This window comes from Methyloversatilis sp. (genome assembly GCF_030698125.1).
Lineage (GTDB): Bacteria > Pseudomonadota > Gammaproteobacteria > Burkholderiales > Rhodocyclaceae > Methyloversatilis.
This window is the reverse complement of sequence record NZ_JAUYNV010000043.1, coordinates 1-26,429: the sequence shown is the minus strand read 5'-3', so window position 1 is coordinate 26,429 and position 26,429 is coordinate 1. Positions and strand designations below refer to the sequence as shown.

Annotated in this window: 23 protein-coding genes and 3 tRNA genes; 6 read left to right on the top strand and 20 right to left on the bottom strand. The window is 66.9% G+C overall.

The features are described from left to right. From Q8Q80_RS14910 to Q8Q80_RS14860, 11 genes are all read right to left on the bottom strand, one after another. Window positions 1–141 (bottom strand): GTP-binding protein (locus tag Q8Q80_RS14910; protein WP_305633223.1); only part of this gene is annotated, 141 nt, incomplete at its 3' end. Between the two features lie 90 nt (window positions 142–231). Next, window positions 232–306: transfer RNA gene (locus Q8Q80_RS14905), tRNA-Thr, on the bottom strand. A gap of 77 nt (window positions 307–383) precedes the next feature. Continuing rightward, window positions 384–457 (bottom strand) — tRNA-Gly (locus tag Q8Q80_RS14900). A 110-nt stretch (window positions 458–567) separates the two neighbouring features. Beyond that, window positions 568–652 (bottom strand) — tRNA-Tyr (locus Q8Q80_RS14895). 66 nt (window positions 653–718) lie between these two features. Further along, a complete protein-coding gene (gene bioD, locus Q8Q80_RS14890; RefSeq protein WP_305633663.1) occupies window positions 719–1,417 on the bottom strand; it encodes a dethiobiotin synthase in 699 nt (232 codons plus the stop codon). Beyond that, entirely contained in the window at window positions 1,414–2,196 is a 783-nt protein-coding gene (locus tag Q8Q80_RS14885) for a methyltransferase domain-containing protein (RefSeq protein WP_305633662.1), read from the bottom strand. Before Q8Q80_RS14885 ends, bioD begins: the two co-directional genes overlap by 4 nt. Beyond that, window positions 2,189–2,950: an alpha/beta fold hydrolase gene (locus tag Q8Q80_RS14880; RefSeq protein WP_305633661.1), complete on the bottom strand. Its 762-nt coding sequence runs from the start codon at window positions 2,948–2,950 to the stop codon at window positions 2,189–2,191. The genes Q8Q80_RS14885 and Q8Q80_RS14880 overlap by 8 nt, the downstream gene beginning before the upstream one ends. Beyond that, on the bottom strand, window positions 2,943–4,097 hold the full coding sequence (bioF, locus tag Q8Q80_RS14875) for an 8-amino-7-oxononanoate synthase (protein WP_305633660.1): 1,155 nt from the start codon (window positions 4,095–4,097) through the stop codon (window positions 2,943–2,945). The genes Q8Q80_RS14880 and bioF overlap by 8 nt, the downstream gene beginning before the upstream one ends. Continuing rightward, window positions 4,094–5,404, bottom strand: a complete 1,311-nt coding sequence (locus Q8Q80_RS14870) for an adenosylmethionine--8-amino-7-oxononanoate transaminase (protein WP_305633659.1) — start codon at window positions 5,402–5,404, stop codon at window positions 4,094–4,096. Before Q8Q80_RS14870 ends, bioF begins: the two co-directional genes overlap by 4 nt. Before the next feature lie 106 nt (window positions 5,405–5,510). Further along, complete coding sequence (locus Q8Q80_RS14865) at window positions 5,511–6,905, bottom strand: dihydrolipoyl dehydrogenase (RefSeq protein WP_305633658.1); 1,395 nt, start codon at window positions 6,903–6,905, stop codon at window positions 5,511–5,513. Between the two features lie 104 nt (window positions 6,906–7,009). Further along, complete coding sequence (locus Q8Q80_RS14860; protein WP_305633657.1) at window positions 7,010–7,744, bottom strand: glutathione peroxidase; 735 nt, start codon at window positions 7,742–7,744, stop codon at window positions 7,010–7,012. Between the two features lie 204 nt (window positions 7,745–7,948). Between Q8Q80_RS14860 and Q8Q80_RS14855 the strand changes: the two genes are divergently transcribed. Both Q8Q80_RS14855 and Q8Q80_RS14850 read left to right on the top strand, forming a co-directional pair. Then, a complete protein-coding gene (locus Q8Q80_RS14855) occupies window positions 7,949–8,935 on the top strand; it encodes a hydrogen peroxide-inducible genes activator (RefSeq protein ID WP_305633656.1) in 987 nt (328 codons plus the stop codon). Then, window positions 8,932–9,405, top strand: a complete 474-nt coding sequence (locus tag Q8Q80_RS14850; protein WP_069039280.1) for a Dps family protein — start codon at window positions 8,932–8,934, stop codon at window positions 9,403–9,405. The genes Q8Q80_RS14855 and Q8Q80_RS14850 overlap by 4 nt, the downstream gene beginning before the upstream one ends. Before the next feature lie 378 nt (window positions 9,406–9,783). Here Q8Q80_RS14850 and Q8Q80_RS14845 read toward each other — a convergent pair whose 3' ends face one another. Genes Q8Q80_RS14845 through Q8Q80_RS14825 form a run of 5 tightly spaced genes read right to left on the bottom strand, consistent with a single transcriptional unit; the run spans window position 9,784 to window position 17,777 of the window. Then, the gene (locus Q8Q80_RS14845; RefSeq protein ID WP_305633655.1) at window positions 9,784–10,461 is read right to left on the bottom strand and encodes a phosphatase PAP2 family protein; all 678 of its coding nucleotides are present in this window, start codon (window positions 10,459–10,461) and stop codon (window positions 9,784–9,786) included. Further along, window positions 10,458–12,389, bottom strand: a complete 1,932-nt coding sequence (locus Q8Q80_RS14840; RefSeq protein ID WP_305633654.1) for an LTA synthase family protein — start codon at window positions 12,387–12,389, stop codon at window positions 10,458–10,460. The genes Q8Q80_RS14845 and Q8Q80_RS14840 overlap by 4 nt, the downstream gene beginning before the upstream one ends. Next, the gene (locus Q8Q80_RS14835; RefSeq protein ID WP_305633653.1) at window positions 12,386–15,448 is read right to left on the bottom strand and encodes an efflux RND transporter permease subunit; all 3,063 of its coding nucleotides are present in this window, start codon (window positions 15,446–15,448) and stop codon (window positions 12,386–12,388) included. Before Q8Q80_RS14835 ends, Q8Q80_RS14840 begins: the two co-directional genes overlap by 4 nt. Beyond that, window positions 15,448–16,506: an efflux RND transporter periplasmic adaptor subunit gene (locus tag Q8Q80_RS14830; RefSeq protein WP_305633652.1), complete on the bottom strand. Its 1,059-nt coding sequence runs from the start codon at window positions 16,504–16,506 to the stop codon at window positions 15,448–15,450. Before Q8Q80_RS14830 ends, Q8Q80_RS14835 begins: the two co-directional genes overlap by 1 nt. After that, window positions 16,503–17,777 (bottom strand): TolC family protein, encoded by a 1,275-nt coding sequence (locus tag Q8Q80_RS14825; protein ID WP_305633651.1) that lies wholly within the window; start codon window positions 17,775–17,777, stop codon window positions 16,503–16,505. The genes Q8Q80_RS14830 and Q8Q80_RS14825 overlap by 4 nt, the downstream gene beginning before the upstream one ends. Before the next feature lie 175 nt (window positions 17,778–17,952). On the opposite strand from Q8Q80_RS14825, the gene Q8Q80_RS14820 reads away from it, so the two are divergent. The 4 genes from Q8Q80_RS14820 (at window position 17,953) to Q8Q80_RS14805 (ending at window position 21,731) form a co-directional block, all read left to right on the top strand. Then, window positions 17,953–18,630, top strand: coding sequence for a response regulator transcription factor (locus Q8Q80_RS14820; RefSeq protein WP_305633650.1), 678 nt, complete (start codon window positions 17,953–17,955; stop codon window positions 18,628–18,630). After that, complete coding sequence (locus Q8Q80_RS14815) at window positions 18,627–19,436, top strand: transferase (RefSeq protein WP_305633649.1); 810 nt, start codon at window positions 18,627–18,629, stop codon at window positions 19,434–19,436. The genes Q8Q80_RS14820 and Q8Q80_RS14815 overlap by 4 nt, the downstream gene beginning before the upstream one ends. Continuing rightward, complete coding sequence (locus Q8Q80_RS14810) at window positions 19,429–20,820, top strand: HAMP domain-containing sensor histidine kinase (RefSeq protein WP_305633648.1); 1,392 nt, start codon at window positions 19,429–19,431, stop codon at window positions 20,818–20,820. Before Q8Q80_RS14815 ends, Q8Q80_RS14810 begins: the two co-directional genes overlap by 8 nt. Before the next feature lie 176 nt (window positions 20,821–20,996). Further along, window positions 20,997–21,731: an AbiV family abortive infection protein gene (locus Q8Q80_RS14805; RefSeq protein WP_305633647.1), complete on the top strand. Its 735-nt coding sequence runs from the start codon at window positions 20,997–20,999 to the stop codon at window positions 21,729–21,731. Window positions 21,732–21,819: 88 nt separating this feature from the next. Here the strand turns inward: Q8Q80_RS14805 and Q8Q80_RS14800 are convergent, their stop codons facing one another. The 4 genes from Q8Q80_RS14800 to Q8Q80_RS14785 form a co-directional block, all read right to left on the bottom strand. Further along, window positions 21,820–22,695: a carbon-nitrogen hydrolase family protein gene (locus Q8Q80_RS14800; RefSeq protein ID WP_257081046.1), complete on the bottom strand. Its 876-nt coding sequence runs from the start codon at window positions 22,693–22,695 to the stop codon at window positions 21,820–21,822. Continuing rightward, window positions 22,692–23,348 carry a GNAT family N-acetyltransferase gene (locus Q8Q80_RS14795; protein ID WP_305633646.1) on the bottom strand — a complete coding sequence of 219 codons (657 nt, stop codon included), beginning with the start codon at window positions 23,346–23,348 and terminating at the stop codon, window positions 22,692–22,694. The genes Q8Q80_RS14800 and Q8Q80_RS14795 overlap by 4 nt, the downstream gene beginning before the upstream one ends. A gap of 104 nt (window positions 23,349–23,452) precedes the next feature. Next, window positions 23,453–25,207, bottom strand: a complete 1,755-nt coding sequence (locus Q8Q80_RS14790) for a tetratricopeptide repeat protein (protein ID WP_305633645.1) — start codon at window positions 25,205–25,207, stop codon at window positions 23,453–23,455. 66 nt (window positions 25,208–25,273) lie between these two features. Further along, a complete protein-coding gene (locus Q8Q80_RS14785; RefSeq protein ID WP_305633644.1) occupies window positions 25,274–25,918 on the bottom strand; it encodes a histidine phosphatase family protein in 645 nt (214 codons plus the stop codon). Between the last annotated feature and the right edge of the window lie 511 nt (window positions 25,919–26,429).

Genomic DNA, 26,429 nt, shown 5'->3' with positions numbered 1-26,429 from the left:
GTACGCCTTCGCTTCGCCTCCGAACTTCGACGACAGAATCGTCGTGATCGCCGCCGTCAGCGTCGTCTTGCCATGATCAACGTGCCCAATCGTCCCCACGTTCACGTGCGGCTTGGTACGTTCAAACTTTCCCTTTGCCATTTTTGATCACCCTGATAACTGATTAGAGATCTGCGTCAAACCTCGACAGGCAACCGCGCCTCTACGCGGCATGCCGCACGCCAAATACCGTGGTGCCCATGGGCAGGATTGAACTGCCGACCTCTCCCTTACCAAGGGAGTGCTCTGCCACTGAGCTACATGGGCACGAAAAACCGTCCTGCAGACATTCATCGAAGGCGCTGCCCCGACAAACACCTTATATATATGCACACTTGAATCCGTGGAGCGGGAGACGGGAATCGAACCCGCGTCATTAGCTTGGAAGGCTAGGGTTCTACCATTGAACTACTCCCGCCCGACCATTCCAAACATACTGACCCAACGTAACCCGGCCATCATGATCGGAACCTTCACTTGCACGTTTTTCGAGGTCACCTCAATATAACCTTCAAAAACAAAAGGTTATGGTGGAGGGGGAAGGATTCGAACCTTCGAAGGCAGAGCCGTCAGATTTACAGTCTGATCCCTTTGACCGCTCGGGAACCCCTCCGGCGACCAGCGAAACCCGCGATTATGGTGAGCGTTTGATGCTCTGTCAAACACTCCTGCGAAAATTTCAGCTGGCACCATCCTGCAGCGCGCCGAAATCGAGCGCCGCGGCGGCCATCTGCGGGTCGGCCGAAGCGAAACGTGGCAGTGTGCCCAACAACGGTGCATCAAGCCGGCGCGACAGCGCTGCAATCGTTGCGTCCTGCTCCAGCATGCCGACAGGCGTGGAATTGGCCACCCAGCCAGCCAGACTCAGACCCCGCGCGCGAATCGATTCGGCGGTCAGCAACGCATGGTTGATGCAGCCCAGCTTCAGCCCCACCACCATGATGACCGGCGCGGCGATCGCCTCGGCCAGATCAGCTGTGGTGAAATCGTCGTTCAACGGCACCTGGAAGCCGCCGACGCCTTCGACCACGACATGCTGCGCGCGCATCGACAGCGAGCGGAATGCATCAAGGATGACCGTCGACGTTATCGTCCGTCCTTCGAGCCGCGCCGCCACATGCGGTGCCAGCGCTGCTTCGAACAGGTAGGGGCTGATCAACGCCTGCGGAAAGTGCACGCCGCTGACGGCCGCCAGCGCATCGGCGTCCTCGTTGCGTATCACCCCGTTCGTGTCGCGCCAGGCGCCGGATGCCACCGGCTTCATGCCGACCGCGTTCAGCCCGCGTGCGCGCAGCGCATGCACGAGCGCGCAGGCCACCAGGGTTTTGCCGATGCCGGTGTCGGTTCCGGTCACGAAATGCGCGCGGGTCTCCGTCATCCGGGGTCTCCGTGGCCGGGGCGGTGTGCGACTACCCAGGCCAGTTCATAGGTCAGCGGAATGCCCCGCGGCGTCCGCTGAGCGTCGAATGCAGCACAGACTGACTGCCATGCAGCGCGGCCCATCGTCGTACGGCGAGCTTGCAGCGGCACGCGCGAGGCGCCGATGTCGCGGTTGGACTGGAGCAGGCTGCGGGCGTCATTGAAATACTCGACCTGGCGCGATCGCTCGACGTGATCGACGACCAGTCCGGCTGTGACCAGCGCCGCTGCCAGGGCCGCCTCATCAAGAAAGGGCAGCGTATGGCGATGCCGGTCGACCGCGGCAAAAGCCAGATCGATTTCTCGCAGCGTCCCGTCGAGCACGGTTGCAAAACACATCGGAGCGCCCGGCCGGAGTACCCGGCGACACTCCGGCAACGATCGCGACAGGTCGCACCACTGCAGCATCAGGCTGGAAAAGATCAGATCGACGCTGCCTTCGCACAGCGGCAACGCATGCGCGTCGGCACACACACGGGCGTTGTCAGCCATCGGCGCATGTGCACTGAGCATGGCTGGCGCAAAGTCGGCCGACAGCAGCAACGCATGCGGATAGCGGCCACGCAGCCCGGCGGACGCGAACCCGGTGCCGCAGCCGACATCCAGCACGCGCCGGGCAGCAATCGCCGGCAACATGTCGAGCAAGCGGTCACTGACCTGTCGCTGCAGGCCCGCCGACGCCGCGTAGCGGTCGGCCGCGCGCGAAAAACTGCGCCGGACGGCGGCGAGCTCAGTCATCAGCGCCCACCCACTCGCACAGGTCCTTCACGCCGCCCTGCAGCCAGGGCAGATGTGCGGCCCCCGGCACTTTCACGCAGTGCGCCCCCGCGGCGGACGACATCCAGTTGCATGCCGCGACATCGACCACCCTGTCCTCCACGCCATGCAGGCACAGCACACGCGCAGACACATCGTGCACGGCCGCTCTCAGATCGACGTCGTGCAGCCAGTGCAAACCCTGGTCGAGCACCTGTCGGCTCGGCAGCGGCGGTTGTTCGACCAGACCGGCCATCGCGGCGCGCACCTGGCGCGCATCGGTATCACCCATTGCAGACAGCGCGGCGAAACGCGTACGGGCCTTCATCGGCGCATCGTCGACCGCATCGGCAAAGGCGTCGAAGCGTTCGGCGCTCATGCCGTGCGGCCAGTCGGATGCCTGCATGAAACACGGCGTCGCGCCGATCAGCGCCAGCTTGCGCAGCGGTACAAGAGACGCCCAGCGCAAGGCGAGCAGGCCACCGAGCGACCAGCCGACGACGACGTCGGCATCGGGCACGGTCGCCATCAACTGGTCAACACAGTCTTCGAAGTCCATGCAGTCACGGTCAGCATTCAGCCCGTAACCAGGCAGATCAGGCTGGATAACACGCACACGGCGGCCGAGCGCCTCGGCAAGCGGCGCGATCAGGCGGCCGTCCCAGCCCCAGCCGTGCAGCAGCGCGACGCGCGGCCCGCGGTCGCCGAAGACCCGTGTGGACAGCGGTTCAGTCATGCCCGGCCTCGATCAGCGCATGACACAGCGCATCGAGGTGCCCGGTTGTGTGCGCGGCGCTCAACGAAATGCGCAGGCGTGCCGTGCCGCTCGGCACTGTGGGCGGGCGAATGGCCGGCACCCACAGACCACGCGCCCGCAACTGCCCGGCAAGCGCCAGCACGGCTGCATTCGTGCCCACGTGCAGCGGCTGGATGGCGGTGTGCGAGGGCATCAAGGTCCAGCGCGCACCGGTCAGCCCCCGCTGCAGCCGTTCGCGGTGTGCCGCCAGCGTCGCCCGCCGGTCATCGGCTTCCCCGATCAGGCCGAGGCTGGCCAACAACGCGCAGGCCAGCGCCGGCGGTGCCGCCGTCGTGTAGCGATAGCTGCGTCCGGTCTGCATCAGCCACTCGATCAGATCGGCGTGCCCGGCGACAAAGGCCCCGGCCACACCGGCCGCCTTGCCGAGCGTACCGATGTAGACGAGGCGCGGCGATGCCAGACCGCAGTGCGACAGCACGCCGCGGCCCTGCTCGCCCAGCACGCCGAAACCGTGCGCGTCGTCCACCACCAGCAGCGCGTCGTGCCGTTCGCACAGCGCCAGCAGTTCAGCCAGCGGTGCGATATCGCCATCCATGCTGAATACGCCGTCGGTCACCACGACCTTGCGTCCCTGCGCCGCGTCCAGCATGCGCGCCACGGCTGCAAGATCGCCGTGCGGATAGCGCCGCACGGTTGCGCGCGACAGCAGCGCAGCATCAACCAGCGACGCGTGGTTCAGGCGGTCGGCGATCAGCGTATCGCCGCGACCGGCCAGCGCCGGCAGCAATGCCAGATTGGCCATGTAGCCGGTGGAAAAGAACAGCGCGCGCGCCAGCCCGGTGAAGGCGGCAAGCGCCTGCTCCAGCGCTTCGTGCGGCCGCTGGTGACCGCTCACCAGATGCGATGCACCGGCGCCGGCGCCCCAGCGGGACGCGCCTTCGCGCAGCGCCTCCACCACCTCGGGATGATTCGCCAGACCGAGATAGTCGTTGCCGGCGAAGGCAATCAGGCGCTGCCCGTCGACGACGGCTTCCGGGCCGCAGGGTGCGTCGAGCACGACACGCGTGCGCGTCAGATCGTCGCGCGCCAGCGCGGCCAGACGTGTGCGGAAGTCGAAGGCGCTCATGCGAGTGCGGCGTCCAGCGCTGCCCGCGCGCTGTTGGCCAGCTGCGAGGTCTGCGCTTCGTCGAGAATGTAGGGCGGCATGAAGTACAGGGTGTTGCCCAGCGGTCTGAGCAGCAGCCCGCGCTCGAGCGCCTCGCGGTAGAAGCGGCGGCTGAAGTCGTCGTGTCCGGCGTCGATGTCGAGCGCCCAGATCATGCCGGCCTGGCGGAAATTTCGCGCTGCGGGGTGTGTCGCAAGCGGCGCCAGCGCATCGGTGAAGTCCTGTGCCCAGACGCGGTTGCGCTGCAGGGTGTCGAGCTGGTCGAACAGCTCGAGCGTGGCCAGCGCGGCGCGGCAGGCCAGTGGATTGCCGGTGTAGGAATGTGAATGCAGGAAGCCGCGCGCCATCGTGTCGTCAAGGAAGGCGTCGAACACCGCTGGCGCCGACAGCACCAGCGACAGCGGCAGCGTGCCGCCCGTGATGCCCTTGGACAGGCAGATGAAGTCCGGCCAACCGCCGCCGTCGGCGTCGAGCGACTGTTCGCAGGCGAAGAAGGTGCCGGTGCGGCCGCAGCCGACTGCGATCTCGTCGGCGATCAGATGCACGGCGTAGCGATCGCACAGCCGGCGCGCGTCGCGCAGCCAGGCGGCCTCGTGCATCGCCATGCCGCCGGCACACTGCACGCGCGGCTCGACGATCAGCGCGGCGATACAACCGTGGTGAAGCGCAAGAAAGGCGTCCAGCGCCGACAGCGCCGCCGCATCGCCCGCCGCCGGGCTGGGCAGCACATGCGCGCCGCGCACCATGGGCGCGTAGGCGTCACGGAACAGCGCAACATCCGTCACCGCCAGCGCACCGACTGTTTCGCCGTGATAGCTGCCGGCGAAACAGATGAACTCGTTCTTGTCGGCCTGCCCCACATTTCGCCAGTAGTGCAAAGACATCTTCAGTGCGATTTCGGTCGCCGACGCGCCGTCCGACGCGTAGAAGGCGTGGCCGAGACGACCGCCGGTCAGCGCCGACAGACGTTCCGACAACGCCACGACCGGCTCGTGCGTGAAGCCGGCCAGCATGACGTGATCGAGCGTATCAAGCTGATCGCGCACCGCCTGCACGATCGCCGGATGGCTGTGCCCGAACAGATTGGTCCACCAGGAACTGATGCCGTCGAGGTAGCGGCCACCATCGGGCGCGTACAGCCAGGCGCCCTGCGCGCGCGCAATGGCAAGGAGCGGCAGCGACTGGTCGGCGTGCCACTGCATCTGCGTGCAGGGGTGCCAGACGGCTGAAAGGCTGCGGGATACGAGCGAGGGTTCTGGTGCGGACAAGGGCGGATACCGGCTGCGCGCCGGCACAGGGCATGAGCAACTACCGGCGCATCAAGTCGCCCATTCTAACCGTCCGCCCGGCGTGTCGACCGGGCGGACGGGTGCATCACGCCTCGGCGAGCTTCGCCGCTGCGTCGCGCAGCGCGGTGCGCAGGCCCTCCTCCACCACCGGGTGGTAGAAGGGCATTTCGAGCGCGCGCTGCACCGTCATGCCCGACTGCATCGCCCAGGCCAGCAGATGGGCAAGATGTTCCACGTCCGGGCCGATCATTTCGCAGCCGAGCAGGCGCCCGGAGCCCTTTTCGGCATAGATATGCAGCAAGCCCTTGTTGCGCAGCATGACGCGCGCACGGCCCTGGTCCTCGAACGACACCTCGCCGGTGACGAAGCTGTCGGGCGCCAGATCCACGAAACGGCGGCCGACCGTCGCCAGCTGCGGATCGGAAAACACCACACCGATCGGCTCGCGCCGCAGACCGGGCTGCACCTGCGGAAAGCGCGCCGCGTTCTCGCCGGCGATCCGCCCTTCGTCCGCAGCTTCGTGCAGCAGCGGCACATCGTTGTTCGCATCGCCAGCGATGAATATGCCGGTGCTGCCGCACTGCATCGTCGTGCGGTCGAACTCCGGCACGCCATTGGCGCCAAGCGTCACCGAGGTGTTTTCGAGTCCGAGATGCTTCACGTTTGGCGCACGGCCGGTCGCGGCGATCACCCAGTCGAATTCCTTGACGGCCGACGAGCCATCGTCGAAGTCCTGCATGAGGCGCACGCCGTCTCCGACGCGTTCGATCGAGCTGACGCGTGCGTCGGTGAACAGCGGAAACTCTTCGCCGAAGGTGCGCGTGGCGTATTCCTTGAGCGCCGGATCCGAGAACGGGCCGACGAAGTGGCCGCGGCCGAACACTTCGGTTCGTACGCCGAGCCTGTGCAGTGCCTGCCCGATTTCCAGACCGATGACGCCCGGGCCGAATACCGCGACTGACTGCGGCAGGTCGTCCCAGTCGAACACGTCGTCGTTCACGATCAGGCGGTCACCAGCGCCCTTGAGCACCGGCGCTATCGACGGCGACGAGCCGGTCGCGATCACCGCGCGGCCGAAGGTGACGACCGTGTGGTCATCGACCTGAAGGCTGTGGTCGTCCAGGAATTTCGCATGGCCGCGCAGCTTGTGGTCGGCCGGAATGTTGTCGACGCCCTTGAGCACGAAGCCCACGAAGCGGTCGCGTTCGCGACGTATGCGCTCCATCACGGCCGCACCATCGACGCGCACCGATCCTTCGAGACGGATGCCGAAAGTGTCCCACTTTTCGGTCGCATGGGCGGCTTCGGCCGCGGCGATCAGCAGCTTGCTCGGCATGCAGCCGACGCGCGCGCAGGTCGTGCCGTACGGGCCGCCTTCGATGATCACGGCACGACGGCCGGCGGCGATGGCCGCACGATAGGCTGCAAGGCCGGCAGTGCCGGCGCCGATGACGGCCACATCCACATTCATTTCATTCATGTCGTTCTCCCTGTAGCGCTTGATCAGGCCTGCACACCGTTCGATGTGCAGGCCTGATCGGACGACGGGTTGCCCCGTCATCCGGTCAGATCAGGTCGGCGACCTTACTTGGCCGACCACTTTTCCAGCTCTTCCCAACCGCCGATATGCTGGCCGTTGATGAACACCTGCGGCACCGTCCTGGCCCCGGCGATGGCGCCCAGTGCGCGGGAGCGCTCGGTGTGCGGCAGGTTGATTTCCGCGTAGTGATAGCCGCGTTCGGTCAGCAGTGCCTTGGCCTTGGCGCAGAAGGCGCAACCTTCACGCGTCAGGATGGCGACCTGATCCGGCTTCTTCGCGCTCGGATTGATGAAGTTGAGCATCGTGTCGGCGTCCGACACCTTGAACGGATCACCCGGCTCCTGCGGCTCGGAGAACACCTTCTGCACGACGCCATCCTTCACCAGCATCGAATAACGCCAGCTGCGCTTGCCGAAACCGATGTCCGACTTGTCGACCAGCATGCCCATGCCTTCGGTGAATTCGCCGTTGCCGTCGGGAACCAGCGTCACGTTGTCCGCTTCCTGGTCCTTGGCCCACTCGTTCATCACGAAGGTGTCGTTGACCGACATGCACACGATGCTGTCGACGCCGTTCTCCACAAAGGCCGGCGCAAGTTCGTTGTAGCGCGGCAAGTGGGTCGACGAGCAGGTCGGGGTGAAGGCGCCGGGCAGCGAAAACACCACCACGGTCTTGCCCTTGAACAGATCGTCGGTCGTGACGTTGGTCCATTCGTTGTTCTGACGCACACGGAACGTAACGTTCGGGACGCGCTTGCCTTCCTGGTTGTGCTGGCTCATATGTATTCCTTTCAGAGAGATGAATCGTCAAGTCCGGAGATGCGCCGGGTGGTTGGTACCGGTTCAGCGCATCGACGAAGTGCAGTGTGGGCGCATACCCATCAATCGTCCAATGGATTAAATTTGTCGTATTGATCGAATGTTTCGATAAAGGTCGGTGATTTCGCCGGCGACCTCCCCCCCCCAGCATAGGCTCCGCCCCATATGTCTGCCCTGCCCTCACTTCGCCAGTTGCGCTATCTGATTGCAGTGTCCGAAAAGCTCAGCTTCACGCAGGCCGCCGAATCCTGCTTCGTCACCCAGTCCACGCTGTCAGCCGGCATCAAGGAGCTTGAAGCCACGCTGGGCGCGCACCTGGTCGAGCGCGAGCGCCACTCGGTCGTGATGACGCCCATCGGCATCGAAATCGTCGATCGCGCGCGCAGCCTGCTGTCCGAAGCCGAAGACCTGAGCGAATGGGCGCGCAGCGCCGCGGAGCCGATGAGCGGCCTGCTGCGGCTCGGCGTCATCCCGACCGTCGCGCCCTTCGTGCTGCCGACGGTGCTGCCGGCGCTGCGCCAGCGCTATCCGTCGCTGCGGCTCGCGCTGCGCGAAGACCTGACCAGTCATCTGCTGACCCGCCTGACGGCCGGCCAGCTGGATTTCGCGCTGATCGCGCTGCCCTACGACACGGGCAATCTGCAGGTAAAGCCGCTGTTTGATGAGGAACTGCGCCTGATCGCGCCGGCCGATCGTGAAGCGGACATGCCGCGCGAGATCTCAAAGATCGATCCGGATGAACTGCTGCTGCTGGAGGAGGGGCATTGCCTGCGCGGTCACACCCTGGGTGGATGCGGTCTGCGCGAACCTCGGACCCGCGGAATGGAAGCCACCAGCCTGTTCACGCTGGCGCAAATGGTCGAAGGTGGTCTGGGCATGGCACTGCTGCCGGAAATGAGTTTGCACTCCGGCATCCTGTCGCACATGAAGCTGGTGTCGCGCCGCTTTTCCGAACCCAGGCCACGCCGTACCATCGCGCTGGTTGCCCGCAGTTCGAATGCACGGCAGGAATCATTCGAACGTATTGCCGAGCTCATCGCCGCACAGGCACCGTTGCACCTGTCAGACTCGGTCGACGCGGGCGGAACCACCGGGCGGGATCCCGACTCCCAGACGGAAGAACACGAGAACCGAGAAAGGAAAGCATCATGAGCAGCATCAACATCGGCATTTCCGAAGAAAACCGCCGCGCCATCGCGGACGGCCTGTCGCGCCTGCTGGCGGATTCCTACACGCTGTACCTCACCACGCACAACTTCCACTGGAACGTCACCGGCCCGATGTTCAACACACTGCACCTGATGTTCGAGGCGCAGTACACCGAACTGGCACTGGCGGTCGACCTGGTGGCGGAACGCATCCGCGCGCTGGGCTACCCGGCACCGGGCACCTATTCGGCTTATGCAAAGCTCACGTCGATCAAGGAACCGGAAGGGGTACCGTCGGCCACCGACATGATCCGCCAGCTGGTCGCCGGCCAGGAAGCCGTGACCCGCACCGCGCGCAGCATTTTCCCCGCGGTTGAAGAAGCGCACGACGAGCCGACTGCCGACCTGCTCACCCAGCGCATGCAGGTGCATGAGAAAAACGCCTGGATGCTGCGCAGTCTGCTCGAGAGCTGAGATCGGCGAAGCGGCCGAACTGCGCCCGGTCGCTTTGATTGGGTTCGGTCGCTGGTGTTGGGCATCGCTGCGCTCACCCCAACCTACGCGGGGATGCGTCGGTCGCGGCTTGCGTGATATCGGGCGGCTCGCTTCGGTTGATGTTGGGCGTCGCTGCGCTCACCCCAACCTACGGGACGGGTCGGTCGCGGCCTCGCGATATCGGGTACCTCAACGAACGGCGCGGCTGCGGGGGACGGGTGTTGGGCATCGCCTTCGGCTCACCCCAACCTACAACTACAATGGAGTGAGGCGTCCGTAGGTTGGGGTGAGCGCAGCGATGCCCAACGACCCGTGCATGGATCCGGCGCTGCGTGAGCGCAACTGCCTCTTCTTTCGTTAGCTGGCCGGCGGGCGCGCGACGATCGCCGCGCCCAGCACCACGATGGCGCACGCGGCGGCGGCCAGCAGGATGTGCGACGGGAAATGCGCGCCGCGTACGATCTGCACCACGCCCGCCAGCGCGCCCAGCGTCAGCACGGCGAACAGTGCGCGCCGCCGCGCTGCGCCGCGCAACACCGGCAGCACGGCCAGCCACATGAAGGCGCTCGCCGCGTGACCGCTGGGCAGGCACTTGCCCGGACCGGAATGCGTCGGCACCTCGTCAAACAGGCGGAAAAACTGCGCCTGCCCCCCGAAATCGGCCAGATACCATGGACAGCTGTGCGCCGACTGCATGCGCAGCAGGTTGACTGCGACCACCGCGGCCAGCGAAGCACCGAGCACGAACGCCACGCGCGCGAAACGCCCGGGTTCGCGCGCCCGCAGCCGCAGCGCGAACCCGGCCGCGAGCAGCGCCAGCCATGCTGCCACCGACAGCCACTTGACGCCGTCGTGCAGCAGCACAGACCACAACCAGTCGCGGCGCAGCGCAAAACCGCCCGCGGCGGCATCGAAGAAGCGCGCCGAAAACCACAGGTCCGCGCCGCTCCAGCGGTTGCTCCACACAGCCAGCACGGCGCACACGAACGCGACCACCAGCAGATCGGCGTCGCGCGCCCTGAGCCACCGGCTCACCGGACCTCGCTGGAGTGCAGTCGCCCCTGCTTGAACGCAGATGCAGCCGTCTGGTAGTAGGCGATTGCCTCACGCGCTCGTTGCGGATCCACCTCGACCGGCGTCGATTCGAACGTGACCGGATCGACGGTGTAGGCCCGCACCACACGGCGCGGCGACAGCACGGTCAGCAGGTTGCCGCGCAGATAGCCCAGATCCTGGTAGTTGGAAATGAAGGCGCGGTCGAGTGGCGCATCCGCTTCGAAGAACGAGCGGCCGAAGAAATGGTCGTCGCCGTTCTTCCCCATGACTTCGATCAGCGTTGGCGCGAGGTCGATCTGGCTCACCCTCTCCGCATACTCGCCCGGCTGCAACAGGGCCGGCGCGTAAAAAATCAATGGTATGCGGTACTTGGCGACTGGCAGGCGCGTGCGGCCGGCCACTGACGCACAGTGATCGGCGACGAACACGAACAGCGTGTCGGCAAACCAGGGCTGCTTCTTCGCCTCGCGGATGAATTCGCCGATTGCCCAGTCTGTGTACTTGACGCCGCCGCGCCGCCCGCCCGGTGACGGAATGTCAATGCGACCATCCGGATAGGTGTAGGGGCGATGGTTCGACGTCGTCATGATCTGCGCAAAGAACGGCTTCCCTGCGGCGGCCTTGTCATTCAGCGCCTTCAGGGCGTTGGCGTACAGCACCTCGTCGGCCACACCCCACACGTTCTCGAAAACGATGCTCTCCTTCGGAAAGTCGGTCCGGTCGACGATCAGGTAGTCGTTGCCGCGGAAATAGCTGTTCATGTTGTCGAAGTAGCCATAGCCGCCATAGATGAACATCGGCACGACACCCTGCGGCTCCAGCAACTCGCCCAGCGTGGACAGATTGTTGTTGTGGGTGCGCCGGACGATGGCCTGCCCGGGTACCGGCGGCGTACCCAGCGACAGCGCTTCGAGCCCGCGTACGGTGCGCGTGCCCGTGGCATAGACCTCCTTGAAGCGCAGCCCATCGGCCGCAAGGCGGTCCAGTTCCGGCGTCAAGCCCTCGGTTGAACCATAGGCGCCGACGAACTCCGCCGACAGGCTTTCGATCGTTACCAGCACGACATTGCGCGGCCGGCGGCTGAACGGCACCTTGTCGTGCGGCGGATCGTCCATCGCACTCGGCCTGTCCGGCGACGACAGCGGCAGTCGTTCGACATGCAGGTCGAGCAGCACCTCGTCCGCTTCCTCCTGCGGCAAGGTGGCATACCAGCGCTCGTAATCGAGCTCGTTGCGGCGCATCGCGGCCGCAAATGCATACAACCCGTTGCCGGCCAGCTCGTCGGCATAGGCATTGCCGCTGCCTTCCATCTGCTCCAGCGCCGCGAAGTGCCAGGACGCCGCCGGCAGCGCCAGTGCGCCGGCCAGCATCGCCAGCCGTACGGCGGGCCGGCGCGGCGCGCTGACGAACCCGACCAGACGGCTCACCCCGAACACGATGAGTGCCGCGACAAGCGCGATGCCGCCGACGATCAGTCCGACCGGATAGGACTGCATGATGTTGCCGATCACTTCCTGCGTGTAGATCAGGTAATCCACAGCGATGAAGTTGAAGCGGGTCGAAAACTCCTCCCAGAACACCACTTCGGACACTGCCCCGAACAGCAGCAACGCAGCCATCAGCCACAGCGCCCCCCAGCGCAGCCCGGCCATGAACCGGCTCGCCCGCAGACGGGCCGGCAGCAGTGCCGACAGCACGAGCAGCGGCGCCACCAGCCAGGCGAGCACGGCCAGGTCGAACCACAGTCCACGCACGAACACGTGCGGCGTGGCCGCACCGATGTCGGCCGGGCCGGCGATGCCCCAGAGCAGCAGACGCAGCAAGGTCCAGATGGTGACGGTCAGCAGGGACGCAACGAGCAGGAACGGCAGTGCGCGCCGGCGCGGCGCAGGTCGTATCGATGTCATGAAGGGGCGGATACCGTGGCAGGACGCTCACCGAACCGTTTGTACAGGATAGGTAGCAGCAGAAGTGTTAACGCCGTACAAGAAATGAGCCCGCCGATGACCACGATGGCGAGCGGCCGCTGGATCTCCGACCCCGGGCCGGTGGCGAACAGCAGCGGCACCAGACCGAGTGCGGCCATCGACGCGGTCAGCAGCACCGGGCGCAACCTGCGCTGGGCGCCATTGACCACCGCGTCGAGCATGCTCTGGCCAGCCGCCCGCAGCTGATTGAAGTAGCTCACGAGGACTACGCCATTGAGCACCGCGATGCCGAGCAGCGCGATGAAGCCGACCGACGCCGGCACCGACAGATACTCACCCGAGATGCCCAGCGCGAACACGCCGCCGATCATCGCGAACGGCACGTTGGCCATCACCAGTGCCGCCTGGCGCAGCGAATCGAAGGTGCTGTAGAGGATCAGGAAAATCAGCACCAGCGCCAGCGGCACCACCAGGGCGAGCCGCTGCGCGGCGCGCTGCTGGTTTTCGAACTCGCCGCCCCAGGTAAGTCGGTAGCCGGTGGGCAGTTCGACCTTCTGCAGCACCTGGGCGCGCGCATCCTCGACGAAGCCGACCAGGTCGCGACCACCCACATTCGCGATCACGACCATGTTGCGACTGCCCAACTGACGGTTGATCTGCACCGGTCCGCCCACGCGTTCGAAGCGCGCCAGCTGGCCCAGTGCGATGCGGCCGCCGCCCGGCAGTGCCACCGGCATCTGGGTCAGCTCTTCCGACGCACCTGCGCTGCCGGTGGAACGGATGACCAGCGGATAGCGCCGGTCCAGTTTCTGGATCAAGCCGACCCGTTCGCCCTCGATCTGCATGCGCAGGCTGGCCGCCAGCGCATCGACGTCGAGACCTGCGCGCGCCAGCGCGTCGGTGTCCGGCAGCACGCGCAGATACTGCACACCCTCGTTGCGCACGAAGAACACGTCCTCGGCGCCCGGAATCGCACGCAGCACGTCGGCGATTTCGCCCGCCTTGTGGTTCAGCGTGTCGATGTCCGGCCCGAACAGGCGGATCGCCAGATCGCCACGCACGCCCAGAATCATTTCCGACACGCGCATTTCGATCGGCTGGGTGAAGGCATAGGCCACGCCGGGGAATTCGGCCAGCAGATCGCGGATGCGGTGGATGATGGCCGGCTTGTCGGCGCCCGGGGCAAGGCTGATGAAGGTGTCGGTCTGGTTCAGGCCCATCGGGTCGAGACCAATTTCGTCCGACCCGGCGCGTGCCACGATCTGCGTCGCCTCGGGCACGATGTCCTTCAGCGCCTTCTGGAAGCGGGTATCGATGTCGAGCGAGGCATCGAGGCTGATCGACGGCAGCTTTTCCAGCTGCACGATCAGGCTGCCTTCATCCATGGTCGGCATGAAGGTCTTGCCCAGGCCCATGTAGACCACGACCGCCGCGACGAACAGCAGGCCGGCAATGCCGCCCACGATGCGTGGTGCGGCCAGCGCACGCTGCAGCAGCGGCGCGTAAAGCTTCGACAGCGTGCGCGGCAGCCAGGGATCGGCGTGCGAGCGGGCATTCAGCATGATGCGAGCCAGCAGCGGAATCACGGTCAGCGACAGCAGCAGCGAGCCGGCCAGCGCGAACACGATGGTCAGCGCCACCGGCGCGAACAGCTTGCCCTCCAGTCCCTGCAGGCTCAGCAGCGGCACGAACACCAGCGCGATGATGACGATGCCGGCAGTGGTCGGCACCGCCACCTCGCGCACCGCCTCGAGCACCACGTCATGACGCGGCCGGTCCGCCGCACCGGGTTCGTGCAGGTGGGCCACCACGTTCTCGACCACCACCACCGCCGCATCGACCAGCAGGCCGATGGCGATCGCCAGCCCGCCCAGACTCATCAGATTGGCCGACAGACCGGCGAAGTGCATCAGCAGGAAGGTCCACAGCGCCGACAGCGGCAGCACCACCGCCACCGCCAGCGCCGCGCGCACATTGCCGAGGAACAGGAACAGCAGGATGAGCACCAGCACCACCGCCTCGATCAGCGCCCGGGTCACCGTGCCGACCGCACTCGAAACCAGTTCGCCGCGATCATAGAAAGGGACGACCTTGACCTCCTCGGGCAGGCTGGGCGCGATCTCGTCGAGCCGCGCCCGCACGCCGCGCACCACTTCCTGCGCATCGGCGCCACGCAGGCCGAGCACCAGCCCCTGCACCGTTTCGCCCTCGCCGTTGTGCGTCACCCCACCCATGCGGGTCAGCGCGCCGAGCCGCACCTCGGCCACGTCGGCGATGCGCACCTGAGCCTGAGGCGTCGCATGCACCACCAGCCGGCCGACGTCGTCGAGCGACTCGAGCCGCCCCTGCACCCGCACCAGCAGGGTTTCCTCGCCCTCGTTGATGCGGCCGGCGCCGTCGTTGCGGTTGAAGCGTTCCAGTGTGGCACGCAGCTCGTCCAGCGTGATGCCGGTGGCTGCCATGCGCGCCGCGTCGGGCACTACCTCGTAGGCCGTGGCCAGCCCGCCCAGCACATTCACGTCGGCCACGCCGCGCACCGTGCGCAGCGCCGGGCGGATCACCCAGTCAAGCAGGCCGCGCCGTTCGGCCAGCGACAGGTCGCCTTCGACCGTGAACATGAACATTTCGCCCAGCGGCGTTGTGATCGGCGCCAGCCCGCCGGTCAGTCCGGGCGGCAGATCACCCATGATGCCGGTCAGCCGCTCGCTGACCTGATTGCGCGCCCAGTAGATGTCGGTGCCGTCCTCGAAATCGATCGTGATGTCGGTCAGGCCGTACTTGCTGGTCGAGCGCAGCATGGTCTGTTTCGGCAGGCCGAGCATTTCGATCTCGACCGGCGTGGTCACCCGCGCTTCCATCTCTTCCGGCGTCATGCCGGCCAGCTTGACGATGATCTTGACCTGCGGTGCCGACACGTCGGGAAAGGCATCGATCGGCAACTTCGTCATCGACCAGGCGCCGGCGGCCATCAGCAGCAGCGCGGCCAGTATCGTCAGCAGCGGTCGCGCGAGCGCGCCGCGCGTCAGGGCGTCGAGCATCATTCCGCTCCCTTGCCCAGCCACACCGCCTTCAGCGCGGCCACTCCGCTGACCGCGACCGCAGCCTTTGCGTCCAGCGCGCCGCTGACCGTGGCAAGCCCCGCGTCCTGCGACAGCGCCTGCACCTCGACTGCGCGGAAGCCCTGCGCGGTGCGCGAAAACACCCAGGTCCGGCCGTCGTGATGGGTGACCGCCGCAGCCGGCACGGTCCACGCGTCGATCGCCGGCTGCGAGCGCCGCGCCTTGACCCACAGGCCCGGCCGCAGCGAAGACGGCGCAGGCGGCAGTGCGGCGCGGACGCGCACCGTCTGCGTCGTGTCGGCAGCGCCCCAGCCGATCTGCGTCACGCGCGCCTGCTCGCCCGACGGCTCCACCAGCAGGACGTCACCTTCGCGCACGTCCTGTGCCTGCGCCACCGTCAGGTTCAGTTCGAGCATCAGCTTGCGTGCATCGGCCAGCCGCAGCAGCGCATCGGCCTCGTCGACGCGCTGACCGGGCAGCACCATGCGTTCGAGCACGGTTGCCGCTGCTTCGGCACGCACCTGCACGCGACCGCTCGACGCGTCGGCGGCCGACACGCCCAGCAGGCGCAGTCGCGACTGCGCGGCGCCGTGGGCGGCATCGGCCTGCGCGGCCGCATTTTCGGATTCGCGCACCCGGCGCTCGGCGATCAGGCCTTCGGCATGCAGCGCCCGGTCGCGCTCAAGATTGCTGCGCGCCAGCGCCGACGCGGAACGCGCCTGGGCCAGCGCAGCGCCCTGTTCGGGCAGACCGGCGCTGCGCAGTTCCACCAGCACGGCATTCGCCGCAACCTGCTGGCCTTCGACCACGGGCACGCGCACCACGACGCCCACGGCGGGAGCGGTCACCACCCATTCGGCGTCAGCCGACGCCACGACGCGCGCCGACCACGGCGCCGCGCTGGCCTGCGCCGCCGGCACCGGTGCCGCATCGCGGATGCCCAGTCGTTCGATCTGTGTCGCACCGAGCATGATGTCGGCCGCATGGAGGGAGGACGTCAGCGCGAGCAGACAGGACACTACGAACACATGTTTCACGGCAGGATTCCCAGACTGTTGTTGTAGCGCGCCACGGCGCGCTCGTAGGCAATGTCGGCCAGCGCGGCCGCGCGGCGTGCGTTGGCGGCGCGCGCCTCGACCAGCAGGCGCTCGGCGAGCGAACTTTCACCGAGCCGGTAGGCGCGGCGGGCCAGTTCGACTTCGCGTTCGGCGACCGCCTTCTGCCCGGCGGCGAGTTGCAGCGCCTGTTCGCGGGCGTGCAGTTCATGTTCGGCTTCATGCAGCACCAACGTGGCCATGCGCAGGGCCAGCGCCAGATCGTCCTCGGCGCGGGCCAGATCGAGCTGCAGCGGCGACAGGGTGGCTGCGCGATGCACCTCACCGCCGAAAGGAATCGACAGGGTGGCGCCCACGCTGTCGGTCACCGGGCTGTCGGGCGACTTTTCGGACCGCATGCCGACCAGGATGCGCGGCGCACCGCTGCCCTGGGCCTGCACGCTGGCCAGCGCACTGCGCGCCCGTTCGAGAGCAGCCTGCGCCGTCATCACCGGCGGATAGCCCGTCGCCGCGTCCGCCTTTGGCGCGCGCGCAACCGGCTCGCGTGCCGTCGCCGGCAGCGCCGGCAAGCCGGTCAGCGTGGCCCAGCCGAACACGCTGTGCGCCAGTTCGACCTGCGCCTCGTAACGGGCGGCGTCCCGTTCGCGCCGGGCCGCTTCGGCCGACAGTATTTCGACCGGCGCCGCGTCGCCGGCGCGAACGCGTTTCGATACATCGTCTTCCAGCGCGCGATACAACTCGACATCGGCATCGGCCAGCTTCACCTCGGTCTCCGACTGCAGCACGCGCCACAGGGTTTCACGTACATCGCCGGCCACGCGCCAGCGGTGGATGCGCAGTTCCTCGTCGGACAGCAGGCGACCCGCGTCCGCCTCGCGGCGCAGCGCGTCGCGCTGGCCGGATCGCCACAAGGGCAGGTCCAGCCCGGCTTCCAGTTCGCGCACGCCAGCGGCGCGGCCGGGCAGACGATCGGTCTGGTAGCGCATGTGCAGCGCCGGCGGTGCCGACAGCACGCTGCCGGCCCGTTCGGTCAGCACCCGCGATTCGGACAGCCTGGCCTGCGGCAGCTGGGTGCCGGGCGCCCGGCCAAGCGCGGCCGACAAGGCGCCCGACAGCGTGAGTGCGGCGTCACGCTCGACGGTCTGTTCATGCTCTTCGGCGTGCGAAGCCGCGGCGAGGGGCACAGGTTGCGCAGACAGCGGTGGCGTCAGCCACAGCACGGACAGCAGGCAGCACAGCAGGGCGGGACGCATGGGCGCACGGCGGACGGATGAAGACATGCCTCAGCTTGCACAGCCACGGATTGCCGGCAGGTGGACACAACATGAACATCCGTTCATGTTGCGGCAAGGTGGTTCGATGCAGGCAGAATCACGGCTCGCGCACCCCGACCCGGGCCGTGCGCCGCACCTTCCGAAAAGGTCCGACATGCACCTCCTCGTGGTCGAGGACGACCCCGAAATCGCCGGCTTCATCTGCCGCGGCCTGCGCGAGGCCGGGCATGTCGTCGACCACGCCGCCAATGGCCGCGACGGGCTGTTTCTGGCGACCGGCGAAGCATTCGACGCCATCGTGCTCGACCGACTGATGCCGCAGATGGACGGTCTGGCGATGCTGGCTGCGCTGCGCGCCACCGGTTCGCGCGTGCCGGTGCTCATCCTCAGTGCACTCGGCCATGTCGACGAACGCATCCGTGGCCTGCGCGCCGGCGGTGACGACTATCTGGTGAAACCATTCGCGATGTCGGAACTGCAGGCGCGGCTGGATGTGATCACGCGCCGCGGCCTGATGCCGGCGATCGAAAGCGTGCTGCGGGTGGCCGATCTCGAACTCGACCGCATGACGCACATCGTGCGACGCGCCGGTGAGGAAATCGCACTCAAGCCGCAGGAGTACCGGGTGCTCGAATTCCTGATGCGCCACGCCGGACAGGTGGTCACCCGTACCATGCTGCTCGAGGGCGTGTGGGACTACCACTTCGATCCGCAGACAAATGTCATCGACGTGCATATTTCCCGCCTGCGCGCCAAGGTCGACCGCGCAGGCTGGCTGCCGCTGATACACACGCTGCGTGGTGCCGGCTACTGCATGCGGGTGCCGGCATGAACGACCGCCGTTCGCCCTGGGCGGGCAGCGCCGCAGGCGCGCCTTTCGTGCAGGACGACGAGGGGATGCTCACGCTGCACTTCGACCGCGCCGCCGTACAGAGCAGCATGGACCCGGCGCGACCGGTCGATCTGGTGCTCGACTATTCGCGCCTGATGATGGCTGCGCTGCTGTTCGTGCCGGCGCCCTCGCGCATCGGCATGATCGGCCTGGGCGGCGGCTCGCTGGTCAAGTACTGCCACCACCACCTGCCGGATGCGCGCGTCGAGGTGGCCGAAATTTCGGCTGAGGTGATCGCGCTGCGCAGCCGCTTCCATATTCCGCCGGACGACGGACGGCTGCGCATCGACTGCGCCGATGGCGCCGACTGGATCGCGCAGCATGACGACACCTTCGACCTGCTGCTGGTGGATGGCTTCGACATCGGCGGACAGGCCGGCGCGCTGTGCACGCAGCGCTTCTACGACGACTGCCATGCCGCATTGACCCCGAACGGCCTGCTGGCGATCAACATGCATGCCGACGACGCGCTGCACGGCGCCTACATCGGCCGCGTGCGCGCCAGCTTCGCCAATTCGGTCAGCGTCGTCGCCACCGAAGACGGCGTGAATGAAATCGTGTTTGCCGCGCGCGGCGACGCATTCCGCCTGTCGGAAAAGCAGCTGTTCCAGCGCGCGGCAGCACTGCATGAGCGCCTGGGGCTCGACCTGCGCGCGCGGGCGCGCCCGCTGATCGAAGGCCGGCGTCGCGACTTTGCACCCGCGGGGCGCGCGGCCGCGCGTCACGGCATGGATGCCGATGACTGAGCCGACGCACCCGGTCGCCCCGCGCGCCACGCGCGGCCTGAGCACCACTGCGCGACTGGCGCTGGCCAACAGCGTTCTGCTGGCGACCGGCTTCGGCCTGATGCTGCTGCTGGTGAGCTGGCTCGCCGGGCAGTACATGCTGGGTCACGTCGAAGAGAGCGTAGACGCCGAGCTGGACATCCTCAGCGCCGAGTACCGGGTTGACGGCGTGCGCGGCGTCAGCGGCCTGATCCGCCAGCGGCTGGACATGCGCTCGCCGAATCACGACCGGCTGTACCGGCTGGAAGATGTCGACGGCGTCATGCTGATCGGCAACCTCGATGTCTGGCCGGCCGCGGCAACGCGCGACGGCGTATTGATCCGGCTGCCGAGCCTGCGCCACGCCGGACTTACCGAAGTCGTCGCGCGCTGGGCGCGCCTGCCGGACGGCAGCCGGCTGCTGGTCGGCTTCGACGAATACGAGGTGGAGCAGGTACGCAGCGACATCCGGCGCGCCGCGCTGGCCAGTTTCGGCGTCATGCTGATTGCGTCGCTCATCGGCGGTTTCCTGATCACCCGCGCCGCGCTGCGACCGGTCGAAATGATGCGCCTCGCGGCACAGCAGATCATGGACGGCGACCTGCGCCACCGCATTCCGGTGCGCGGCACGGCCGACGAGTTCGACCGCCTGTCGCAGACGCTCAACGGCATGCTCGACCGCATCGACCGGCTGATCGCCTCGGTGCGCGGCGCCACCGACAACATTGCGCATGACCTGCGCTCGCCGCTGACCCGCCACCGCGCGCGCATCGAAGCCGCGCTGGCCACGCCGCCGACTGGCGACGAATTGCCGGCGTTGCTGGAGCGCAATCTGGCCGACATCGATCAGGTGCTGTCCACCTTCCAGTCGCTGCTGCGCATCGCCAATGTCGAATCCGGCCTGCTGCGCAGCGAGTTCCGCGCGCTCGACCTCGCGGCACTGACGCGCGACGCGATCGACTTCATGGAGCCGATGGCGGACGAACGCGACATTTCGCTGTCGGCTGACGTGCCGGCACAGGCGTCGATGAGCGGCCACCGCGACCTGCTGTTCCAGGCGGTCATCAATCTGATCGACAACGCGATCAAATTCAGCCCGACCGGCGGCACGGTGTCGGTCAGCCTGCAGCCGGCGCCGGACGGCTGGCGACTGGAGGTGGCCGATCAGGGGCCGGGCATTCCGGACCGCGAGCGTGAGCGCGTGTTCGAGCGGCTGTACCGGCTTGAAGGTGCGCGCAACACACCGGGCCTCGGGCTCGGGCTCAGCCTGGTGCAGTCGGTGGCGCGCCTGCACGCCGGGCGCATCGAACTGGGTGACGCAGCCCCCGGGCTGCGCGCCGCGCTGACGTTGCCAACGGTTACATGACGGGCTTGTCACGCAGTTGACACGAAGCGACAACGCAAAGACGATGCGATCAATGCGTGCGCGAATCTGCCCTTGAAGCAGCGCGTGCGGATGGCCTCGGCAGTGTGCGGCCATGGACGACAGCGCGCGCCGCGCCATCGTCGCAACGGTTGATTTTGAGCTATGGAGTCACTTCAGTGCCGAAAACAAACAAGCCGAGCATCGCGCTCACATCCAAGCTGCTGCGACGCTACCGCGACGCCTCGATCGACAACGCCCGCGAGCTGCTGTACGAGGCGGAACTGCTGCTCAAGCACAACCACTATGCCCGCGCCTATTACTCTTCGGTCGCCGCGATCGAGGAAGTCGGCACCTCGGTGCAGGTGTTCGACGCGCTCGGCCGCAACGTGCGCGACCCCGACGTGGCGAACCGGGTCGTGCTCAACCTCGGCGACTACGCGCGCAAGGTGACTGCGGCGGTGTTTCCGTGGCTGCTGGTCGTGCCGGGCCGGCGCGACGAGGTGATGCCGTACGTCAGCAAGATGATCAAGCGGCAGATTCCGAAGAACGACGCCATCCACACCGAGCTGGACGGCAAGGGGCCGCAGGGCCCGCAGATCAACACGCCGAACTATCGCGTCACGCTGACCGATGCCGAAATCTGGCTCGGTCTGGCGAAGGACATCTACACCCACGCCGAAGCCTACGTGCTGTTCGCGCCGACCAAGATCCGCACCAAGGCGGAAGATGAAGTGTTCGCGATGAAGTCGGCCGCGCTGGCCGCGGTGACCAGCAGCCCGGAATTCTGGGAGTACTACATTTCCTGCATGAAGACCGGCAATGCGACCTTCGAAGCGGCAGTGGCCGACTATGTGCGCGCGCAGTCCGGCGGCACCGAAGTACGCAACGGCTACGGCAACGAGGAAGCCTGATCGGGCGGCATGCTTCGAGCCACCCCGTAAAAAAAGGCCACCTGCCGGCACGCAGGTGGCCTTTTTCATGGCGCGACCGCCCGGGCGATCAGCTCACCTTGATGACTTCGACCGGGTGTTCGTACACGTCCTTGCGCTTGTCGTACAGCGGGATGGTCGTGCCGTTCAGGCGGTTGCCCTGCAGGTCATTCAGATCGACTTCGGCAACGATGATCTGTTCGATGTTCGGCGTACCTTCGGCGGCGATGCCGTCGCGTGCGAACGGGAAGTCCGACGGCGTGATGATGCCGGCCTGACCATAGTGCATGCCGAGCCCCTCGACCGGCAGATTGCCCACCGTGCTGGTCTGCACGACGAACACCTGATTCTCGATCGCCCGCGCGTGGCAGCAGTAGCGCACGCGCAGGAAGCCCTGCCGGTCGTCGGTGCATGACGGCACGAACAGGATGTCGGCCCCCGCCTCGCACACCATGCGCGACAGCTCCGGAAACTCGATGTCGTAACAGATCAGGATGGCGATCTTGCCGAATGGCGTGTCGAACAGGCGCAGCTGGTCGCCGGCGTCGGTGTCCCACTTCTCGCGTTCCCAGCGCGTGCGGTGAATCTTGTCCTGCTCGAACACCTGGCCGCCCGGCGTGAAGTAGTACGCCGTATTGGTCAGCCGGCCGTCTTCGCGCACCGTCGGGTGGCTGCCGCCGATCAGATGCACATTCCACTGCGCGGCCAGTTCCAGCATCAGGTCGCGGTAGCGCTTGGTGTAGTCGTGCATGTTGCGCACGGCGGCATTCAGGTCGCCGGTGTCCATGAAGGACAGCAGCTGCGTCGTGAAGATTTCGGGCAGCAGCACGAACTGTGGTTTGTAGTCGCCAGCGGCCTTCATGATGAAACGCACCTGGTTCTCGAAACCGGACCAGTCGTGAATGGGGCGCAGCAGATACTGTACGGCGGCGATGCGGACGATCATGGCAGGATGTGCTCCGGGAAATGGGTGGGGCGGGCCGGATCGTGGTCCGGGTTGAGCCAGACGATGACCGAGGCGTAGCCCAGGGATTCGGTGTCTTCGGGCAGATAGTCCGGCACCACGCTGAGATAGCTGAAGCCTTCCTTCAGCTGGAAGCTGAGCACCGGGTCGCGCAGGTCGCCCCACACCACCTTGCGGGCATACAGATCTGCCGTCATGTCCGCTGCGTGGCGATGGTAGCCGGGCAGGCGACCGCAGGCGATGATGCGCTTCAGGTTCATCGCCCGGCACAGCGCGCGTCGCCCTTCGTACAGCAGGTGGCCGACGCCGGATCCGCGCAGATCGGGATCGACGAACACTTCCGCACCGTAAAGCGTGCGGCCGTCCGGGTTGTGGTGCTCGAAGGTTCCGGCACCGGTGATGTCCTGCCAGCTGTGCGAATCGCACCAGTCGTCCCACAGCACGACCAGCGCGCTGGCGCAGCCGACGATCGCGCCGTCGATCTCGGCCACGATCTGGCCCTGCGGAAAGACGTCGAGCTGTTCGCCCAGCTTGCGGCGGCTCCACGGTGGAATGTCCGGGTACACGCGCGCTTGCAGGGCGATCAACGCGGGAATATCAGCCGGCCGGGTATGGCGTATGCGCGTTGTGGTCACGCTGTTCTCCCGTCCAGTCGGACGCCGGTCGGCGGGCGCCGGCGGCATTCAACAATCAGGAGACAGTGTAGGCAGCGTCCCGCCGCCTGTATGTCGGACGGCGACTACCCGGCGGTCTGTGCCGCCCTTCCCGGCTTCACATCGAAGGCGATGCAGATGCGTTCTTCGTTCGATTCGAATGGAATCGTGCGGTGAAACAGCGAGGACGGGAACAGCACGATGTCGCCGGCGACCGGCAGCAGGGTCTTGCGCGGAAAGTCGTCGTGCTCGCGCGGGTAGTCGTCGCCGTCGGTGCTGAATTCGATGCCGCCGGCCAGACTGCCGGCCGGCCGGTCGCGCGGAATCGCGAGATACACCACGCCGCTCAACCAGCCGGTTTCGTGGATGTGCGACGTCAGATGTCCGCCCTTGCTCATCTTCACGTACCAGGCGCTGCTGAACACCGTGTCGGGCGGGAAAACCTGCGCAAACACGCAGGTCTCGCCGGCCAGCCGCGCGCGGTAGTGCGCGACCTGCTCGCCGATCAGCGCGGCCAGTCGTGCAAAAGACGGCTCGCTGCGCCGGAACAGATTGCCCGCCGACTGGATGCCATGATGCAGCCGGCCCTGCTTGCGCGCCTCGATCTCGGCATGCGTCACGTCGCGCAGTAGGTCGGCCAGCAAGGCGTCGGACGCATCGGACAGCGCGTCGATGTGGCGGTGGAACACGAAGTCGAGCGGCGCCGGGCAGAAGCCGTAGTCGTCGGCGACACCGAAGTTGGCGGCGTGGTGCGCCGACAAGGTCGCCAGCATCGGCGAGTCATGGCGAACGCCGCGCTCGCCAGCTTCAGGCTGAGAGGCACCGATCATGACCGCCAGCCGCTCGCGGAAAACGTCGAAGCGGCGCGTCTTGTACAGGCAGTACAGCACCCGCTCCTGCCAGTCGCGGATCTGCGCACGCTCGAAGTACGGCATTGCCTCGGCCAGTTCGCCCATGTCGTAATGCAGCAGGCCGAGGTTGTAATTGGCTTCGCCATGCGCCGGGTCGATCGCCAGCGCGGCGCGGAAGGCGGCGATCGTGGCGGCCGCATCACCCTGGTCGCGCAGGATTTCACCGAGGTTGCTGTGCGCATCGGCGTACCCGGGCGCCAGCGCCAGTGCCTGTCGGTAGCTGGCTGCCGCGTCGCCGAGCAGACCCTGATCGCGTTGCGCCGTGCCCAGGCTGAACCAGGCCGTTGCCGTCGGCTGTATCGCGAGTGCCTTGCGATAGGCGGCGACCGCCTCGTCATGCCGGCCCTGCTTCTGCAGCGCCGCACCCAGATTGGCGTGCGCCTCGACGAAACCGGGCTCGACCGCGACGGCTTCGCGGTAGGCGGCCAGCGCGTCGTCGGTGCGCTGCAGACGTTCGCACACCGTACCGAGATTGAACCAGGCGACTGCAAAACGCGGCTGCAGCTTCAGCGCGCGACGGTAGCTGACGGCCGCGTCATCGGGCTGACCGAGCGCATCCTGCACCACGCCCATGTTGTACAGCAGCTCCGGAAAGTCCGGCTTCAGCGCGAAGGCGCGGCGATAGGTTGCCAGCGCCTGTTCGTTGTGGCCGCGCTGCTGCTGCACCAGACCAAGATTGCTCAGCAGTTCGGCCGAGCGCGGATCGGCCGTGACGGCCTCGCGAAACGCCTGTTCGGCATCGTCGAGCCGGCCCAGCCCGGCCAGCGCCGAACCGCGCACGCTGTGCAGCACGATGGCCGCCGGGTAACGCCTGAGCAACTGCTGCGCGGCGCTGGCCGCATCGGACAGCCGTCCGCCGTTGTACGCCGCGAACACCGGTTGCAGTTCGGCCGGCGACGGTTGGCGCGCCTGGGTGGGCTTGTTCTTCATCGTTCAGGTCTTCAGGTCAGGGCACAGGCAGAACCGACATTGCATATATATATGCACAGTGCGACATCACGCCGGCAATTCATCCAGTGCGCCATCCAGGTGCGACACGTCACCCCAGCGTTCGACGCGCCATCCGCTGTCGTCGTGGCTCACCCAGTTCAGCGCGCAGTTCGCGATGTCGAAATCGCGCGTGCAGACGAGCCCCAGCCCGCGCACCCGCCGCGCCACGATGTCGAGCACGCCGCCGTGCGTCACCAGCAGCACCGTCTGGCCGGTGTGGCGCCTGCGCAGCGATTCGACGAAAGCCCACACCCGCGCATCGAAGGCAGACAGCGACTCGCCGCCACGCCCCGGAAAGCCGGCGTCCGGCTCGCGTGCCTCGAAGCGCGCGAAGGCCTCCGGGTGCTGGCTGCGCGCCTCGGCATAGGTCAGCCGCTGGAAGCCGCCATAGTGGCGCTCGCGCAGCGCCGGCTCCGGCATCACCGCCAGTCCGCGCGGCACCGCGATGCGCCCGGCCGTCACCCAGGCGCGGCCGAGGTCCGAGCCATAGATCGTGTCGATCCGCTCGCCCAGCAGCGCCTGCGCCGTGGCCTGCGCCTGCGCGAAGCCGGTGTCGTTGAGCGGAATATCGACCTGGCCCTGGATGCGGCGATCGACGTTCCACGTCGTTTCACCGTGCCGGACCAGACAGAAGCGCGTGCGTGCAGTCATGAGTGTTCCTTGTGCGAAGCTGGATGTTACCTGCAGGAACGAAACGGGGTTTCGGCGAGCACCGCCCGCCACCCGCAGAGCCGGTCGGCCATCAAGGCCTGCCGTGGCCAGATTCCTGCGAGAAAATGGCGCAATGTTCGCTTTTCGTAGGAGCGGGCCCTGCCCGCGATACGCACGTTGAGCAAGCGATGTCGCGTGTCCGAAGACCGGATCGCCTGCAGGGCAGGCTCCTACGAGAACCGCGACAGTACTGCCGTTCGTAGGAGCGGACCCTGTCCGCGATACGCACGTTGAGCAAGCGATGTCGCGTGTCCGAAGACCGGATCGCCTGCAGGGCAGGCTCCTACGAGAACCGCGACAGTACTGCCGTTCGTAGGAGCGGACCCTGCCCGCGATACGCACGTTGAGCAAGCGATGTCGCGTGTCCGAAGACCGGATCGCCTGCAGGGCAGGCTCCTACGAGAACCGCGACAGTACTGCCGTTCGTAGGAGCGGGCCCTGTCCGCGATAC

Coding starts and splice junctions, on each gene's coding strand:
- bioD (WP_305633663.1), bottom strand. CDS start 1,417: ATGACGGAGACCCGCGCGCATTTCGTGACCGGAACCGACACCGGCATC.
- Q8Q80_RS14885 (WP_305633662.1), bottom strand. CDS start 2,196: ATGACTGAGCTCGCCGCCGTCCGGCGCAGTTTTTCGCGCGCGGCCGAC.
- Q8Q80_RS14880 (WP_305633661.1), bottom strand. CDS start 2,950: ATGACTGAACCGCTGTCCACACGGGTCTTCGGCGACCGCGGGCCGCGC.
- bioF (WP_305633660.1), bottom strand. CDS start 4,097: ATGAGCGCCTTCGACTTCCGCACACGTCTGGCCGCGCTGGCGCGCGAC.
- Q8Q80_RS14865 (WP_305633658.1), bottom strand. CDS start 6,905: ATGAATGAAATGAATGTGGATGTGGCCGTCATCGGCGCCGGCACTGCC.
- Q8Q80_RS14860 (WP_305633657.1), bottom strand. CDS start 7,744: ATGAGCCAGCACAACCAGGAAGGCAAGCGCGTCCCGAACGTTACGTTC.
- Q8Q80_RS14855 (WP_305633656.1), top strand. CDS start 7,949: ATGTCTGCCCTGCCCTCACTTCGCCAGTTGCGCTATCTGATTGCAGTG.
- Q8Q80_RS14850 (WP_069039280.1), top strand. CDS start 8,932: ATGAGCAGCATCAACATCGGCATTTCCGAAGAAAACCGCCGCGCCATC.
- Q8Q80_RS14840 (WP_305633654.1), bottom strand. CDS start 12,389: ATGACATCGATACGACCTGCGCCGCGCCGGCGCGCACTGCCGTTCCTG.
- Q8Q80_RS14835 (WP_305633653.1), bottom strand. CDS start 15,448: ATGCTCGACGCCCTGACGCGCGGCGCGCTCGCGCGACCGCTGCTGACG.
- Q8Q80_RS14825 (WP_305633651.1), bottom strand. CDS start 17,777: ATGCGTCCCGCCCTGCTGTGCTGCCTGCTGTCCGTGCTGTGGCTGACG.
- Q8Q80_RS14820 (WP_305633650.1), top strand. CDS start 17,953: ATGCACCTCCTCGTGGTCGAGGACGACCCCGAAATCGCCGGCTTCATC.
- Q8Q80_RS14815 (WP_305633649.1), top strand. CDS start 18,627: ATGAACGACCGCCGTTCGCCCTGGGCGGGCAGCGCCGCAGGCGCGCCT.
- Q8Q80_RS14810 (WP_305633648.1), top strand. CDS start 19,429: ATGACTGAGCCGACGCACCCGGTCGCCCCGCGCGCCACGCGCGGCCTG.
- Q8Q80_RS14800 (WP_257081046.1), bottom strand. CDS start 22,695: ATGATCGTCCGCATCGCCGCCGTACAGTATCTGCTGCGCCCCATTCAC.
- Q8Q80_RS14790 (WP_305633645.1), bottom strand. CDS start 25,207: ATGAAGAACAAGCCCACCCAGGCGCGCCAACCGTCGCCGGCCGAACTG.
- Q8Q80_RS14785 (WP_305633644.1), bottom strand. CDS start 25,918: ATGACTGCACGCACGCGCTTCTGTCTGGTCCGGCACGGTGAAACGACG.